14 protein-coding genes are annotated in these 12,860 nt (G+C 65.2%); 4 read left to right on the forward strand and 10 right to left on the reverse strand.

Translation table 11 applies throughout. The features are described 5' to 3' along the window. The 4 genes from pseB to pseG are packed head-to-tail and all read left to right on the forward strand — an operon-like array spanning window position 1 to window position 3,873. Window positions 1-996 (forward strand): UDP-N-acetylglucosamine 4,6-dehydratase (inverting), encoded by a 996-nt coding sequence (gene pseB / locus OPU71_RS08455; RefSeq protein ID WP_267727296.1) that lies wholly within the window; start codon window positions 1-3, stop codon window positions 994-996. Continuing rightward, window positions 993-2,141, forward strand: a complete 1,149-nt coding sequence (gene pseC / locus OPU71_RS08460; protein WP_267727298.1) for a UDP-4-amino-4,6-dideoxy-N-acetyl-beta-L-altrosamine transaminase — start codon at window positions 993-995, stop codon at window positions 2,139-2,141. Before pseB ends, pseC begins: the two co-directional genes overlap by 4 nt. Next, on the forward strand, window positions 2,138-2,833 hold the full coding sequence (pseF, locus tag OPU71_RS08465) for a pseudaminic acid cytidylyltransferase (RefSeq protein ID WP_267727299.1): 696 nt from the start codon (window positions 2,138-2,140) through the stop codon (window positions 2,831-2,833). The genes pseC and pseF overlap by 4 nt, the downstream gene beginning before the upstream one ends. Beyond that, entirely contained in the window at window positions 2,830-3,873 is a 1,044-nt protein-coding gene (gene pseG / locus OPU71_RS08470) for a UDP-2,4-diacetamido-2,4,6-trideoxy-beta-L-altropyranose hydrolase (RefSeq protein WP_267727300.1), read from the forward strand. The genes pseF and pseG overlap by 4 nt, the downstream gene beginning before the upstream one ends. On the opposite strand, the gene OPU71_RS08475 is transcribed toward pseG, so the two are convergent. From OPU71_RS08475 to OPU71_RS08520, 10 genes are read right to left on the reverse strand one after another with little or no spacing between them, the layout of a single operon-like run. Beyond that, on the reverse strand, window positions 3,852-4,361 hold the full coding sequence (locus tag OPU71_RS08475; protein WP_267727302.1) for a GNAT family N-acetyltransferase: 510 nt from the start codon (window positions 4,359-4,361) through the stop codon (window positions 3,852-3,854). The genes pseG and OPU71_RS08475 overlap by 22 nt on opposite strands. After that, on the reverse strand, window positions 4,358-5,569 hold the full coding sequence (locus OPU71_RS08480; protein ID WP_267727304.1) for an acyl-CoA reductase: 1,212 nt from the start codon (window positions 5,567-5,569) through the stop codon (window positions 4,358-4,360). The genes OPU71_RS08475 and OPU71_RS08480 overlap by 4 nt, the downstream gene beginning before the upstream one ends. A 7-nt stretch (window positions 5,570-5,576) precedes the next feature. Beyond that, complete coding sequence (locus OPU71_RS08485; protein WP_267727306.1) at window positions 5,577-6,650, reverse strand: acyl-protein synthetase; 1,074 nt, start codon at window positions 6,648-6,650, stop codon at window positions 5,577-5,579. Then, a complete protein-coding gene (locus OPU71_RS08490; protein ID WP_267727308.1) occupies window positions 6,643-8,034 on the reverse strand; it encodes an AMP-binding protein in 1,392 nt (463 codons plus the stop codon). The genes OPU71_RS08485 and OPU71_RS08490 overlap by 8 nt, the downstream gene beginning before the upstream one ends. Continuing rightward, window positions 8,031-8,792 carry an SDR family NAD(P)-dependent oxidoreductase gene (locus tag OPU71_RS08495; RefSeq protein WP_267727310.1) on the reverse strand — a complete coding sequence of 254 codons (762 nt, stop codon included), beginning with the start codon at window positions 8,790-8,792 and terminating at the stop codon, window positions 8,031-8,033. Before OPU71_RS08495 ends, OPU71_RS08490 begins: the two co-directional genes overlap by 4 nt. Beyond that, entirely contained in the window at window positions 8,765-9,340 is a 576-nt protein-coding gene (locus tag OPU71_RS08500; protein ID WP_267727312.1) for a D-glycero-alpha-D-manno-heptose-1,7-bisphosphate 7-phosphatase, read from the reverse strand. Before OPU71_RS08500 ends, OPU71_RS08495 begins: the two co-directional genes overlap by 28 nt. Next, window positions 9,337-10,065, reverse strand: a complete 729-nt coding sequence (locus OPU71_RS08505; RefSeq protein ID WP_267727313.1) for a nucleotidyltransferase family protein — start codon at window positions 10,063-10,065, stop codon at window positions 9,337-9,339. Before OPU71_RS08505 ends, OPU71_RS08500 begins: the two co-directional genes overlap by 4 nt. Continuing rightward, complete coding sequence (locus tag OPU71_RS08510) at window positions 10,052-11,056, reverse strand: kinase (protein WP_267727315.1); 1,005 nt, start codon at window positions 11,054-11,056, stop codon at window positions 10,052-10,054. The genes OPU71_RS08505 and OPU71_RS08510 overlap by 14 nt, the downstream gene beginning before the upstream one ends. A 10-nt stretch (window positions 11,057-11,066) precedes the next feature. Further along, a complete protein-coding gene (locus tag OPU71_RS08515; protein ID WP_267727317.1) occupies window positions 11,067-12,005 on the reverse strand; it encodes a transketolase family protein in 939 nt (312 codons plus the stop codon). Beyond that, on the reverse strand, window positions 12,002-12,856 hold the full coding sequence (locus OPU71_RS08520) for a transketolase (RefSeq protein ID WP_267727320.1): 855 nt from the start codon (window positions 12,854-12,856) through the stop codon (window positions 12,002-12,004). The genes OPU71_RS08515 and OPU71_RS08520 overlap by 4 nt, the downstream gene beginning before the upstream one ends. Window positions 12,857-12,860 lie beyond the last annotated feature (4 nt).

Raw genomic sequence — 12,860 nt, forward strand, 5'->3', positions numbered from 1 at the left:
ATGTTCAACGACAAGAGCATCCTGGTAACCGGAGGCACAGGTTCTTTCGGGCGGCGCTTCATCGCCACCGTGCTGGAGCGCTACAAGCCGCGGCGCCTGATCGTGTTTTCACGCGACGAACTCAAGCAGTACGAAATGGCGCAGCACTTCACCGACCCGTGCATGCGCTACTTTCTTGGCGATGTGCGAGACGGCCAGCGCCTGATCCAGGCCATGCGCGACGTTGACTATGTGGTGCACGCCGCAGCGCTCAAGCAGGTGCCAGCTGCGGAGTACAACCCGATGGAGTGCATCAAGACCAACATCCACGGCGCGCAGAACGTGATCGAGGCGGCGCTTGCCAATGAAGTGGAGAAGGTCATCGCATTGTCGACCGACAAGGCGGCCAACCCGATCAACCTGTATGGCGCCACGAAGCTCGCCTCCGACAAGCTGTTCGTCGCCGGCAACAACCTTGCCGGGCGGCAACGGACGCGCTTCTCGGTGGTGCGCTACGGCAACGTGGTTGGTTCGCGCGGGTCGGTCGTCCCGCTATTCAAGAGACTTGTGGACGACGGCGTCGCCGAGTTGCCGATCACGGATCTTCGCATGACCCGGTTCTGGATCACCTTGCAGGAGGGCGTCGATCTCGTTCTCGAAAGCTTCGCCCGCATGCACGGTGGCGAGGTGTTCGTGCCGAAGATTCCGTCCGCACGGATCGGTGATCTGGCCGAGGCGATCGCGCCCGGGCTTGCCCGCAAGATCATCGGCATCCGGCCGGGCGAGAAACTCCATGAGGTGATGGTGCCGGTCGACGATGCCTTCCACACGCTGGAGTTTCCCAACCACTACGTCATAAAGCCGAGCATCCAGTTCGTTACCGAACCCGAATACGAGACTGATGCAACCGGCGATTGCGGTGTGCCGGTGGAAGACAGTTTTGAATACAGTTCGGGCACCAACCCGGTGTTCCTGACCGTTGACGAAATTCGCAGCCTGCTCGTTCGTGCAACATGATTCCGTACGGCCGCCAGAGCATTTCGCATGAAGACCTCGCCGCTGTCGAAGCCGTCCTGCGCTCCGACTGGCTGACACAGGGGCCTGCCGTGTCGCGCTTTGAGGCGGCCGTGGCCGATTACGTCGGCGCACGCCACGCGGTGGCGGTTAACAGTGCTACGTCTGCGCTTCACATTGCCTGCGCGGCGCTCGGCGTGGGGCCCGGTTCTCGAGTCTGGACGGTGCCGAACACCTTTGTCGCTTCGGCCAACTGTGCGCGGTATTGCGGCGCCGAAGTGGGTTTCGTCGACATCGACGCCCGCAGCTACTGTATCGATGTCGCGGATCTCGCGCGTCGCTTGCAGGCCGCACGCGCTGTGGATGCGCTGCCGGATGTGCTGGTGAGCGTCGATTTCGCAGGGCAGCCCTGCGACTATGCGGCGATCGCCGATCTCAAGCGCGAATACGGCTTCCGCCTGATCGAAGATGCCTCGCACGCGATCGGTGCCACGCTGGCCGGGGCGCGGATCGGTGCTTTGCCTGTCGCCGACATCACGGTATTCAGTTTCCATCCGGTGAAGATCGTGACCTCGGCGGAAGGGGGCATGCTGCTTACGGCCGATGCGGACCTCGCCGCTGCGGCGCGCAGGCTTCGCAGCCATGGTATCGAGCGGGATCCGGCGCGCCTGACCCAGCCAGATCAGGGCGGGTGGTACTACGAACAACAAGAACTCGGCTGGAACTACCGCATCACTGATCTGCAAGCTGCGCTCGGCGCCAGCCAGATCGCGCGGATCGATGCCTTCCTTGAGCGTCGCCGAGCGCTGGCACAGCGCTACGATGAGGCGCTGGCTGACCTGCCGCTTCAAAGGCCGTGGCAACGGCCGGGCGCGCTGTCGGCCTACCATCTTTACCCAATCGTGCTGCGCGATGCCGATCAGCGCCGGCAGGTGTATGAGCGCCTTCGTGAAGCCGGCATCGGCGTGCAGGTGCATTACCTCCCGGTTCATCTGCAGCCTTACTACCGAGCGCTGGGCTTTGCGCCGGGGCAGTTTCCGGTGGCCGAATGGTATGCCGAGCGAACGCTCTCGCTGCCGCTCTACGCAGACCTCACCGAGGCCGCGCAGGACTGTGTGATCGCGGCGATGAGAGAGGCGCTCAAATGAAACTGTGCGTGATTCCCGCCCGGGGCGGCAGCAAGCGCATTCCGCGCAAGAATATCCGCTCGTTTGCCGCCCGGCCGATGATCGCGTGGTCGATTACCGCGGCGCTGGAAAGCAGGCTTTTCGACCGTGTTGTGGTGTCGACCGACGATGCCGGCATTGCCGCGGTGGCGCAGGAGTGGGGCGCGCAAGTGCCGTTCACCCGCCCGCCAGCGTTGTCGGACGACCATGTTGGCACCGCGCCGGTGGTGGTGCATGCGATCGATTGGCATGCGGCGGCAGGCGAAACGCCGACAACGGTGTGTTGCCTCTATGCAACCGCGCCATTCGTCAGGGCGCAGGATCTGATCGCAGCCAACGCGGTGCTTCAGGAAAGCGGCGCCTGTTTCGTGTTCACCGCGACGACCTTCGACTTTCCGATCCTGCGTGCAATCACGCTGGATGCGCAGGGCCAGCTCGGGCCGATGTTTCCCGAGTACATCGGCAAGCGTTCGCAGGATCTTCCTGAAGCCTTTCACGACGCCGGCCAGTTCTACATCGGCGACGCGCAGCACTGGCGCGACAACGTACCGATGTTCGGGCCGCGTGCGCAGATGTTCCTGCTGCCCCGCCATCGGGTGCAGGACATCGATACCGAAGAGGACTGGCGCAGGGCCGAGTGGCTGTTCCGCGCGATGCGCGAAGTCGGCGAATGAAGGTCGTCTTTCGTGCTGATGCGTCCCCGGCTATCGGCCACGGCCATGTCATGCGCTGCCTTGCACTTGCCGACGCGCTGCGCGTTCACGGCGCGCAGTGCATCTTCGTGTGCCGGCGAGGGGGCGACGCGGCTGCTGCGGCGGTGAGCGCGGCAGGGTTCGCCCTGCGCGTGATCGTCGCCAGTGATGGTGAGCTGCATGCCGACGCGGCCGCGACATCGGCGGCGCTGGCGGGCGATTCGGTCACGGATTGGCTCGTCGTTGATCACTACCAGCTTGACGCAGCATGGGAATCGGCCTTGTCGGCCCAGGTGGGGGCGGTGATGGCCATCGACGATCTGGCCGATCGGCCGCACGCTTGCCGCTTGCTGCTCGATCAGAACTGGCACGACGATCCGGCCGCGCGCTACGCAGGCCTGCTGCCTCCGGGCTGTGACACCCTGTTTGGCCCGGCATGGGCGCTCCTTAGATCGGAGTTTGCAGCCGCCCGCGCAACTCGCCCGGCAAGGCGCGATCAGCCGCATCGGGTGCTCGTGTGTTTCGGTGGTGGCGATGCACCGAACGCGACCGGGCAAGTGCTGCAGGCCTTGGCGCCGCTTGCGCCGCGCTTTGAGCTGGACGTTGTGGTTGGCGCAGGGAACCCGCACCAGCACGCACTGCGCGATCTTTGCCGCAGTCTGCCTGGCGCGAGCCTTACGATCGGCGCGGGTGATGTTGCGCACCGCATGGCCGCCGCGGATCTGTTCATCGGCGCGGGCGGCACGATGACGTGGGAGCGCGCTTGTCTTGGGCTACCCGGCATCACGATCGCGATTGCGGATAACCAGTTGGCGCTGAGCCGCCGGCTGGCTGCAGCCGGCGAGGGGATCGATCTCGGCAGCTTGTCGCCGGACGCGCTTGCGCGATTGCCCGCGGCGGTCGAAGCCATGCTTGCCGATGCAGATTCGCTGCAGAAGATGAGTGAGGCGCTCTCGCGCCGTTGCGATGGCCTGGGCGCCGCGCGGGTTGCGGAACGGCTCTACGGCTTGCGCGCGAGCTGAACCACGTCGAACACCGCTTCGCCGCGGCGGCGCTGGTAGCGCCCGGTCTCGCGAAAGCGATGGCGCAAATGCATTTGCAGCACGGCGGTGTTGAACGCGAACACCTCACAACGCACTTCGTTTGCGCCAAGTTGTGCTTGCGCCCAGGCGAGCGACGCGACTTCCATGCCATTCCAGGCCCGCAGCCGCTCGAGCCCGTCGGCGAAGCCGTCTGGATCGAGGTAGAAGCCCCATAGCCAGGCGCAGTCGTCGTCGGCGCAGCGCGAGAAGGTCACCACGCCGCAGGGCGTAGCCTGGTGTTCGATCACCAGCAGCTGGTAGTCATCGCGGGTTTTGAGGCTGGCCCACCAGCGCGCATGTTCGGCGGCGCTGATCTCATGCTCGGTGAACATCACGCGGCGCACCTCTGGGTGGTTGCGCCAGCGCAAGATGGTGGCGGCATCTGCATCGACCGCCTTGCGCAAGATGGTGTTCTGCGGCGCGTTCATGCGATCACCACATGACGCGAGAAGGCCATCAGCAGGTCGTGCCCGTCCCAACAATCGCCAAAGCGCAGCGCATCGCCGATGGGCACCACCCGGTCCACGGCGCGGTCGGGCAGGGTTTGCACCCAGTCGGTGAGTGCCGCGCGCTCAAAACCGAAGTAGGCGACCGTCTGATCGGCTGCGACGAACAGGTCGCGCGTGTCGCCGAGATGTGCGCGCGTGATCTCGTAGAACAGGCCGTAACCGCAGTGCCCGCCGCGCAGCTCGGGGGTAAACGTGTCGGCATCGAGCCGCAGTGGCCAATCGCTGAGGCTGCCGTGCGGTTTGACGTCCCCCGCTGCGGCGGCACGGTGGGCCGCGACGAGCCGGTTCGCCAGTTCGCTGGCATCCGGCGTTTCGCCGCGGCGGGCGAGTTCCTCGCGCACAGCTTGCCAGAATCGGTTCTTTGCCTGGGCAACCTGGGTCGTGGCGCCAATCCACACCACGGCGCGTGGCGACGAGCAGGCCTGCTGCGAAAACCAGAATGCATCGTTGTGGAAGGCACTTGCGAGGCGGCTGATGGTGTCGTCGTCCGCGTTGATGAGCGAAGCGGCATCGAGCAGCGCCCAGGATTGGCGATCCGGGAACACGAGTTCGGTTGCGAGCGGCGGTAGGGGGATGCGGCGAAAGTGCGCCACCGTCTCGTTTCCGCCCCACACGACGCGTAAGCCGCAGCGGGCCGATAGCTCGGCGCTGATTGCGTCGTCACGTTCGTAGGCAAGGACAGCATTGCACGCGGCAATGTGCGGATGCGCGGCGAGCGTGTCGGCAAGCAGTTGCAGCAAGGTCGCGCGATGCGCATTGTCGCGGCGCGAGATCCGCACGATGTTCCGGTTGCCACACAGCAGCGAGAGGAACCAGCTGTACACGAAGACCGCGTCCACATTCGCCGGCGCGACATGGAACACAACGCCCCGCGGTCGTAGCACGCCGCTGGCGGCCAGCCTTGCGTGCCTTTGCCGCAGCACCTCGACCGCTGCAGGGCGGAACCAGTAGCCCAGCGCGACCAGCTCCGGGGCGCTTCGCAAGGCATGGTCTTGCAACAGCCGTGTGGAGAAATCGGTGAGGAAGGCGAGCGTCCTGGTGTCAAAGGCCTGCAGGGTGCGCTCGCCAAGGCCGTCGATTTGGGCGCGTGCGTCGGCGTCGGCACGGTGCGGGAGAATCAGATCCATGGCGTCCTCATGCCGCGCGGGTGTCACTGCAGCCGCGCAGCTCCGCGCGCGGCAGGCGGCCATCGACCCGAAGCGCGCGCCCCATTCGCCCGCAGGGGCAATCGTCCTCGCCGAGAATGGCGCCGATGTCTTCGGTCAGCAGGCTGTGGCCGGGGTAGCTGCCGGGCAGGTCGCTGAGCAGTTGAATCACACCGGTGCTGCCTAGTGGCAACGGGGCGAGGCTGATCGGATCGCGCACGATCGCCTCGGCATAGTCTGGTGTGTGCAGCCGCCCGGCGCCGCATTCCATGAAGATCGAGCCGACCTGTTCGGCCATGCCGTAGTAGTTATGCACCTGTTCGATGCCGAGCACTTCGGCCACCGCTTGTTTGAACTGCGAATTGCCAACCTGCTGGTCGGTCAGCCGTTTCCAGCCGCCGCCGTGCAACATGATGCTCCCCGGCGGAAACGCCAGGCGCTCGCCGCGCGAGCGAAGCGTCTGCACGAGATCGCGCCACACCACAAACGTGAAGCCAAACACCAGCACTGCTTCGTCGGCGAAGCGGGTGACGAAGTCGCGCACCGCATCGAGATCCAGGCTCAGGTCCGGTTTCAGCGCGTAGCTGTGCTGGCGGCCGAAGTTGCCGAAGCCGAGCACCGCAGCGCCGCGCGCCGATAGCGCCTCGCCGGAGCGCAGCAAGTCATTGCGGTCGACCACCAGCATCGGCCGGCGGGCACGACCCAGCACATCGCCGACGATGCGCGCGAGCGCACGCGTCTGGTTGGCCGCTGTGTCATGATCAAGCAGCACGCGCGAAGGCAGGCTGCCGCTGGTGCCAGACGAACGCAGCTCGCGAACGATCTGTTCGTCTGGAATGCTGGCGAGCCGCAGGTGCTTGAAGATGCCAACGGGAAGCCAGGGCAGGGCTTCAAGCGAGTCGGCGGCGCGCCAGTCGGCATGCAGGGAATCGAGCATCCGCGCGTAGGGGGCGCAGTGGGCGTAGTGCTGTGCGGTGAGCGCGTGAAGGCGCTCGAACAGCCGTGCGCGCTTGTCGGCCTGCGGGATCGCGAATGGGCCGACCGCTTGTAAGGTGTCAGCCATCGGTTTGGCCCTTCAGTTGCAGGCGCAGCGCCGGGTAATCCAGTTTGCCGGAGCTTGTGAGCGGGAACTCGATGACGCTGCAAACGCGCAAGCCGCTCGGATGTACGCCCAGCGTGCTGCGCAGCACCTCAAGTGCAGCCGCTTCTTGGCGCGAGTCGGTCAGCACCACGCGTAGTGCGTCGTCTTCATCGAGTGCGGCGACCGCACTGCCGAGCCGAGCGCCGAGTAGCGTCTCGACTTCATCGAGATTCACACGATTGCCGAACACCTTGGCGATCCGCTTGATGCGGCCGGTGAGCCAGAAGATGCCGTCTTCATCCTGGCGAGCGAGGTCGCCGGTGTGTAACACGCCGTTCAAGGTGTCGCCCCAAGCAAGCTCGTCGCGGGATTCGGCGTAGCCGAGCATGACATTGGGGCCGCGATAGACAAGTTCGCCCTCGTCACCCAGTGAGAGGGCGCCGCCGGGAATCGCCTTGCCAATGGCGCCGAGTTTGGTGGCCAACAGGTCGGGTGGCAGATAGGCAATCCGTGCGGTGGCCTCGGTCTGCCCATACATCACGAAGAAGCGCCAGCCCTGGGCCTCGGAAACCCGGCGGAAGTGTTCAGTCAGTTCCGGTGACAGGCGGCCCCCGGCCTGTGTCAGCGTGCGTAGCGACGGCAGGGACATGCGCTCGATGCGCAGGCGAGCCAGCATTTGCCATGTGAAGGGCACGCCCGCCAACGACGTCGCACCACCTTCGCGGAAAAGATCCCAGAACGGGCGTGAGGTGACTGCGTCGTCGGTCAGGAGCGCTGCCGCACCCACGTGCAGATGGCTGTTGATGACCGATAGCCCGTAGGAGTAGTGCATCGGCAGCGTCGTGATCGGCCGCTCGCTGCTGTTCAGTTCAAGATACTCGGCGATCGACGCCGCGTTCGCAGCCAGGTTGGCGTAGCTCAGACGCACCATCCGTGGGCTGCCGGTGGTGCCGGAGGTGGACAGCAGCAGCGCCAGATCCGGGTGGATCGGGCGTTCATCGCGCGGCAGCAGGGCCAGGCGCTTGTCGTGCCAGTCGAGACCACCGCGGTCTTGCATGCGGGCACGGGGCCCGAGCAGCCAGTCGGGCAGGTAGCGTGCGATCAGCGCATCAAGCTCCGCGTCGGGGAGGGTGTCCGGCAGCAGCGCCACGCAGTCGCCCGCGCGCAGGCTTGCGAGATAGGCCGTCAGGCTCGGTACATCGTTACGGCAGAGCAGGAAGCCAAGACGTTTGTGCTCGCGCCTGCCCAGCATGGCGTTGAATCCGTCGCAGGCGGCGGTCAGTGCCCCGTAGGTAATCGTCCGCAGCGGGTTGCCGACAAGCAATGCCGGCGCATCAGCGTCGCCCGCGAGCAAGCAGAAACTCATACCTGCATGCCGCCGTCCACACCCAGCACCTGGCCTGTGATGTAGCCGGAAAGGTCCGACGCAAGGAACAATGCGGCGTTCGCAACTTCGTCCGGGGTTCCGGGACGACCCATGCCGATACCGGCGATGACACGTGTGCGAACCACATCCTTGTAGTGCGCGGTCATCGCTGTATCGATGAAGCCCGGCGCAATCGCGTTCACACGGATGTGTTTCGGTGCGAGCTCGCGTGCAGCGGACTTCGTTGCGCCAATGACGGCGGCCTTGCTGGCGGCATACAGGGTCTGATTCGCACCGCCGACCACACCGATGATGCTGGTCAGGTTGATGATGCTGCCGCTGCCATGCCGCGCCATCAGCCGCGCGGCGTACTGCATGTGGTGAATCGTGGCAGCGACATTGACCTGCAGGGTGCGGTCGATCGCTTCGGCGCTGATCATGCCGAGCGGCGCGTCCTGCATGATGCCGCCAGCGTTGACGAGGATGTCCAGGCGCTTGTAGGTGTTGGCAAAGCCCTTCAAGGCCGCGGCGATTGCGTCGGGGTCATCAAGGTCGTAGGCCAGTGTCGTCAGCGGGGCGAGCCCCTCTGCCCGCAGAGCTTCTACCTGGGCGGAGAGCCGCTCGGCGCTGCGGGACGCCAGCGCGACGCGCGCACCCTGTGCGATCAGCTTGCGCGCGATGGCGCCTCCGATGCCGCCGGTGGCGCCGGTTACAAGTGCTACGCGCTCACTCAGGTTGAAGCTGGTGTCGGGATGCATGGGGGCAAGAGATATTCGATGGCGTCGGTGAGTCGGGCTATCCGTGCGCTGGCGTGCGGATCATCCGGCGCGCTGTGCAGCGGATCGTACAACAGCCGGTGAGCGACACCCGCCCTGGCACCGGCCTCGGTGTCGCTCAGTTTGTCGCCGATCAGGATCGACGTATCAAGCGTGATGCCGAGATCGTCGCGTGCGCGGAACAGCATGCCGGGGGCAGGCTTGCGATCCGGGGATTCGCGGCGGTACTCGCCGATCCCGTGGTCCGGATGGCTGGGGCAGTGATACACCGCCGAGAGGGGCGCGCCCGCTTCGTCGAATCGCGCACGCATCCACTGCATCAGTGCATCGAACTGCGCTTCGCTGAAGTAGCCGCGCCCGATGCCGGCTTGATTGGTGACGACGACGATACGGTAGGCCCTCGCGTGCGCGGCGCGTGCCAGCTCGAAGATGCCAGGGATGAAGCGGACGTCTTCGGCGCGATGCACGTAGCCGGGGTCTTCGTTGATCACGCCATCGCGATCGAGGAACAGGGCGCTGCAATGGTTCATGCGACGCGCGCGAAGAAGTCGGCCCCTGCGGCATAGGTTTCCGGCGTGCCGATATCGATGAAATGGCGGGACTCGCAGCGTGCGGCGATCCGCCCGTCGGTGTAGGCCGGAAACACCTCGCGCTCAAGCGAAACCGCACGACCGTCGGGAATCGCGGCGATGACTTCGCGCTCGATCAGGTAGATGCCGGCGTTGATCCAGCCACAGCCACCGGAAGCCTGCTTTTCGCGAAAGGCGCTGACGTAGCGGCCGTCGCGATCGAACGCCAGCGCGCCGTAGCGCGACACGTCGGTGACCTGCACTGCGCAGAGCGTGATCGCTGCGCGCGCAGCACGATGGGTGGCGAGCAGGGCTGCCAGGTCTGCTTCGACGTAGGAGTCACCGTTTAAGACCAGGACCGTGCTGCTGTGAAGTTGCGGCAGCGCGTGGCGCAGGGCGCCGCCAGTGCCGAGCGGCGTGGGTTCAATCGATGTGAGGATTTCCGGGCCGCGCTCGCAGCGCCACTGATCGAGGATCGGGGCCGCAGAATCGGCCAGATGGCCCAGCGCGAAAACAATGCGCCGGACGCCGGCCCGCCTGAGCTGACGAAAGATTCTCGCTGCAAAGGGCTCGTTCGCTACGCTCGCAAAGGCCTTCTGGCGATCTGCAACAACGCTGCGCAGGCGCGTGCCAAGACCGCCGGCAAGCACCACCGCATCGATTTCGGCTAGATCAAGCGAGTTCATCGTCGAAGGGCGCGTAGTAAATGATTTGACTGCCTTGCGTGTCAAAGCGGAAGGGTACGCACAGCAGATGCTTGAGCGCCTCGCGGATCGCTGCGTGCCGCTCCGGTTCGGCAATGAAGAGCATGAAGCCGCCGCCACCTGCGCCCAGCAGCTTGCCGCCAGCGGCGCCGGCCTTGATGCCCGTCTCGTAGATCTGGTCGATCGTGTTGGTGCTGATCAGGTGCGAGAGCTGCTTCTTCACCTGCCACTGTTCGTCAAGCAGGCGGCCTAGCTCGGTGATCGGCTGATCCACGTTGACGAGAATCCGCACCGATTCATCAACGATTTCGCTCATCCGCGACAACTCGCTGGCCTTCTTCGGCGTGGCCTTGACCTGCTCGGCGGCGATCTCGCTCGCCTGACGCTGCAAGCCGGTGAAGAACAGCAGCATGTGCTTCTGCAGATCAGCGAGGCGGGAGGCCGACAGGATCACCGGTTCGACCATCACTTCCTGCTGGCCACCGAAGTGGATCAGGTTGAGCCCGCCGAAGGCGGCAGCCGTCTGATCCTGTGAGCCGACCTGTTCGCCCAGCACGTTCTGCTCTATGTGGATCGCCTTGACCGCGAGTTCGCGCTTGGTCGGCATGCTGTGGGTGAGCGCATGCAGGCTGTGCAGCATGCCGACGGTGAAGCTGGAACTCGATCCGAGCCCGGACATCGCGGGCAGGTCGCCGTGGTGCACGATGTCGATGCCGCGTTCGACGCCCATGTAGCGCAGGCATTCGCGGATCGCCGGGTGCTTGATGTCGTCGAGGCAATTCACCTCTTCGCGCTTGTAGTAGCGGATGCGGTACTTGTAATCGAAGAATGGCGGCAGGTAGCGCAGCGTGATAAAGCTGTACTTGTTGATCGAGGTGCTGAGCACCTTGCCTCCGTGCTCGCGGTACCACGCCGGGTAGTCGGTGCCGCCACCGAAGAAGGAGATGCGGAGCGGGGTACGGCAGATGATCATGGCAGTCCCCTCAGGCGAGCGCTGCGTGATGTTGCAGGATGCGATCGAGCACCTGCGCGCGGCCGATGCCGGCTGCGTCGTGGATCTGGTCGCGCGCGCCGATCTCGAAGATGTAGCGATCACCGACGCCCATCGCTTCGAGCTTGCCGCCTGCCATGCGCCGCAGCGTGTTCTCGATGCTGCGATCGAGTACTGCCTCTTGAAGCAGCAGCGTGCGTGGTACGTGCGCAAGCTCGGCTTCCAGTGCTGCGGTGTCGACGCAGTTGTAGGCGACGAGGTCGATCAGCAGCGGGTCGATGCCCTCGGCGCGCAGTTCGGGCAGCAGGCCAAAGGCCACATGGCTCATGTAGCCGGTGCTGACGACGGCCAGATCGCGCCCGGCGTTCAGCACGCGGAATCCGCGTTCGATCAGGCCATCGTTGCCGGCGTCGCAGACCGGCTCGTGCGGCTTGGCATCGAAGCGCAAGTACTTGATGCCGGGCGTGGCGAGGCAGTGCTTCGCAAACAGCGGCGCCTGGGTGTGGTCGCTGAGGGAATAGACCGACAGGTTCGGCAGGGCCGACATCACCGCGAGGTCTTCAATGCAGTGGTGCGTGGGGCCGGAGACGTCGTAGCTGAAGCCGGCGCCGACGCCGACCAGGGTCACGTTCATCGGCCGCAGTTGCGAGAGGATCGCGAGGCTCACACGGATCTGCTCGAAGCAGCGCATCGTGATGAAGGGTGCGATCGCGTAGCCGATCACGCGGAAGCCTTCGAGCGCGAAGCCAGTGGCGAGGTTGATCAGGTTCTGTTCGGCGATACCGACGTTGACGAAGCGATCCGGGAATTCGGCGCGGATAGCGTCGATGGCTGGCGCGCCGAAGTCGGCTGACAGCAGAACCACATCGGGCGAGGCCCGCATTTCCTCGAGCACCGTCGCGAGGAAGGTGTCACGCATCGTGGTCTTCATTGCGCACCTCCGTCACCGAGGATGGCGTCGATTTCCGCGCGGCCGACGCCCATCACATGCGCCAGCGGTGAGCTTTCGAGCGAGGCGACGCCCTTGCCCTTGAGCGTGTTGGCGATCAGCACTTTCGGTTTGGGCGAATCGGAGCTAAGCAAGGCATCGAAGCCGGCAAGCAGTTGCGCCACATCGTGACCATCCTCGACGGTGTGCGTCTGCCAGCCGAAGGCGGCGAACTTGGCGTCGAGCGGGTTCAGGTTCACGACGTTCTCTGTGTAGCCGAGCATCTGGCGGCCGTTGCAATCGACCATCGCGATCAGGTTCTTCAGCTGGTGATGGGCGGCGAACATCACCGCTTCCCACACTGCGCCTTCGTTGAGTTCGCCATCACCCAGCAGCACAAAGGTTCGCTGCGCTTTGCCCTTGGTGCGAAGCGCCAGCGCGGTGCCGCTGCCGACGCCGAGACCATGCCCCAACGAGCCGTTGATGGTTTCGTAGCCGGGGATGATCGGGTCCGGAATGCCGCCGAGGAAGCTGCCAGGTTTGCAAACGGTTTCCAGCGCCGCGAGCGGGAAGTAGCCACGATCGGCGAGGATCGGGTACATGCAGATCGAGCCGTGGCCCTTGCTGATGATGATGCGGTCGCGGTCGGCGTGCAGGGGCTCTTCGGGGGTAATCCGTGCGATGCCGCTGTAGTACAGCACGGTGAGCAACTCGACGGCGGACAGCGAAGACGCAACACGCGTTTCCGGCGCGCGGCGGTGAATCGCCAGCGTCTGCTCGCGCACCCAGCGCGCCTTGTCGGCGAGCGCCTGTGCCCGCGTCGCGGGGTTGAGGAATTCGGCTCGGGCGTTCATGTGC

Origin of the sequence: Niveibacterium sp. 24ML, from assembly GCF_026586805.1 — a bacterium.
Taxonomy (GTDB): Bacteria; Pseudomonadota; Gammaproteobacteria; order Burkholderiales; family Rhodocyclaceae; genus Niveibacterium.

Coding starts and splice junctions, on each gene's coding strand:
- pseB (WP_267727296.1), top strand. CDS start 1: ATGTTCAACGACAAGAGCATCCTGGTAACCGGAGGCACAGGTTCTTTC.
- pseC (WP_267727298.1), top strand. CDS start 993: ATGATTCCGTACGGCCGCCAGAGCATTTCGCATGAAGACCTCGCCGCT.
- pseF (WP_267727299.1), top strand. CDS start 2,138: ATGAAACTGTGCGTGATTCCCGCCCGGGGCGGCAGCAAGCGCATTCCG.
- pseG (WP_267727300.1), top strand. CDS start 2,830: ATGAAGGTCGTCTTTCGTGCTGATGCGTCCCCGGCTATCGGCCACGGC.
- OPU71_RS08475 (WP_267727302.1), bottom strand. CDS start 4,361: ATGAACGCGCCGCAGAACACCATCTTGCGCAAGGCGGTCGATGCAGAT.
- OPU71_RS08480 (WP_267727304.1), bottom strand. CDS start 5,569: ATGGATCTGATTCTCCCGCACCGTGCCGACGCCGACGCACGCGCCCAA.
- OPU71_RS08485 (WP_267727306.1), bottom strand. CDS start 6,650: ATGGCTGACACCTTACAAGCGGTCGGCCCATTCGCGATCCCGCAGGCC.
- OPU71_RS08490 (WP_267727308.1), bottom strand. CDS start 8,034: ATGAGTTTCTGCTTGCTCGCGGGCGACGCTGATGCGCCGGCATTGCTT.
- OPU71_RS08495 (WP_267727310.1), bottom strand. CDS start 8,792: ATGCATCCCGACACCAGCTTCAACCTGAGTGAGCGCGTAGCACTTGTA.
- OPU71_RS08500 (WP_267727312.1), bottom strand. CDS start 9,340: ATGAACCATTGCAGCGCCCTGTTCCTCGATCGCGATGGCGTGATCAAC.
- OPU71_RS08505 (WP_267727313.1), bottom strand. CDS start 10,065: ATGAACTCGCTTGATCTAGCCGAAATCGATGCGGTGGTGCTTGCCGGC.
- OPU71_RS08510 (WP_267727315.1), bottom strand. CDS start 11,056: ATGATCATCTGCCGTACCCCGCTCCGCATCTCCTTCTTCGGTGGCGGC.
- OPU71_RS08515 (WP_267727317.1), bottom strand. CDS start 12,005: ATGAAGACCACGATGCGTGACACCTTCCTCGCGACGGTGCTCGAGGAA.
- OPU71_RS08520 (WP_267727320.1), bottom strand. CDS start 12,856: ATGAACGCCCGAGCCGAATTCCTCAACCCCGCGACGCGGGCACAGGCG.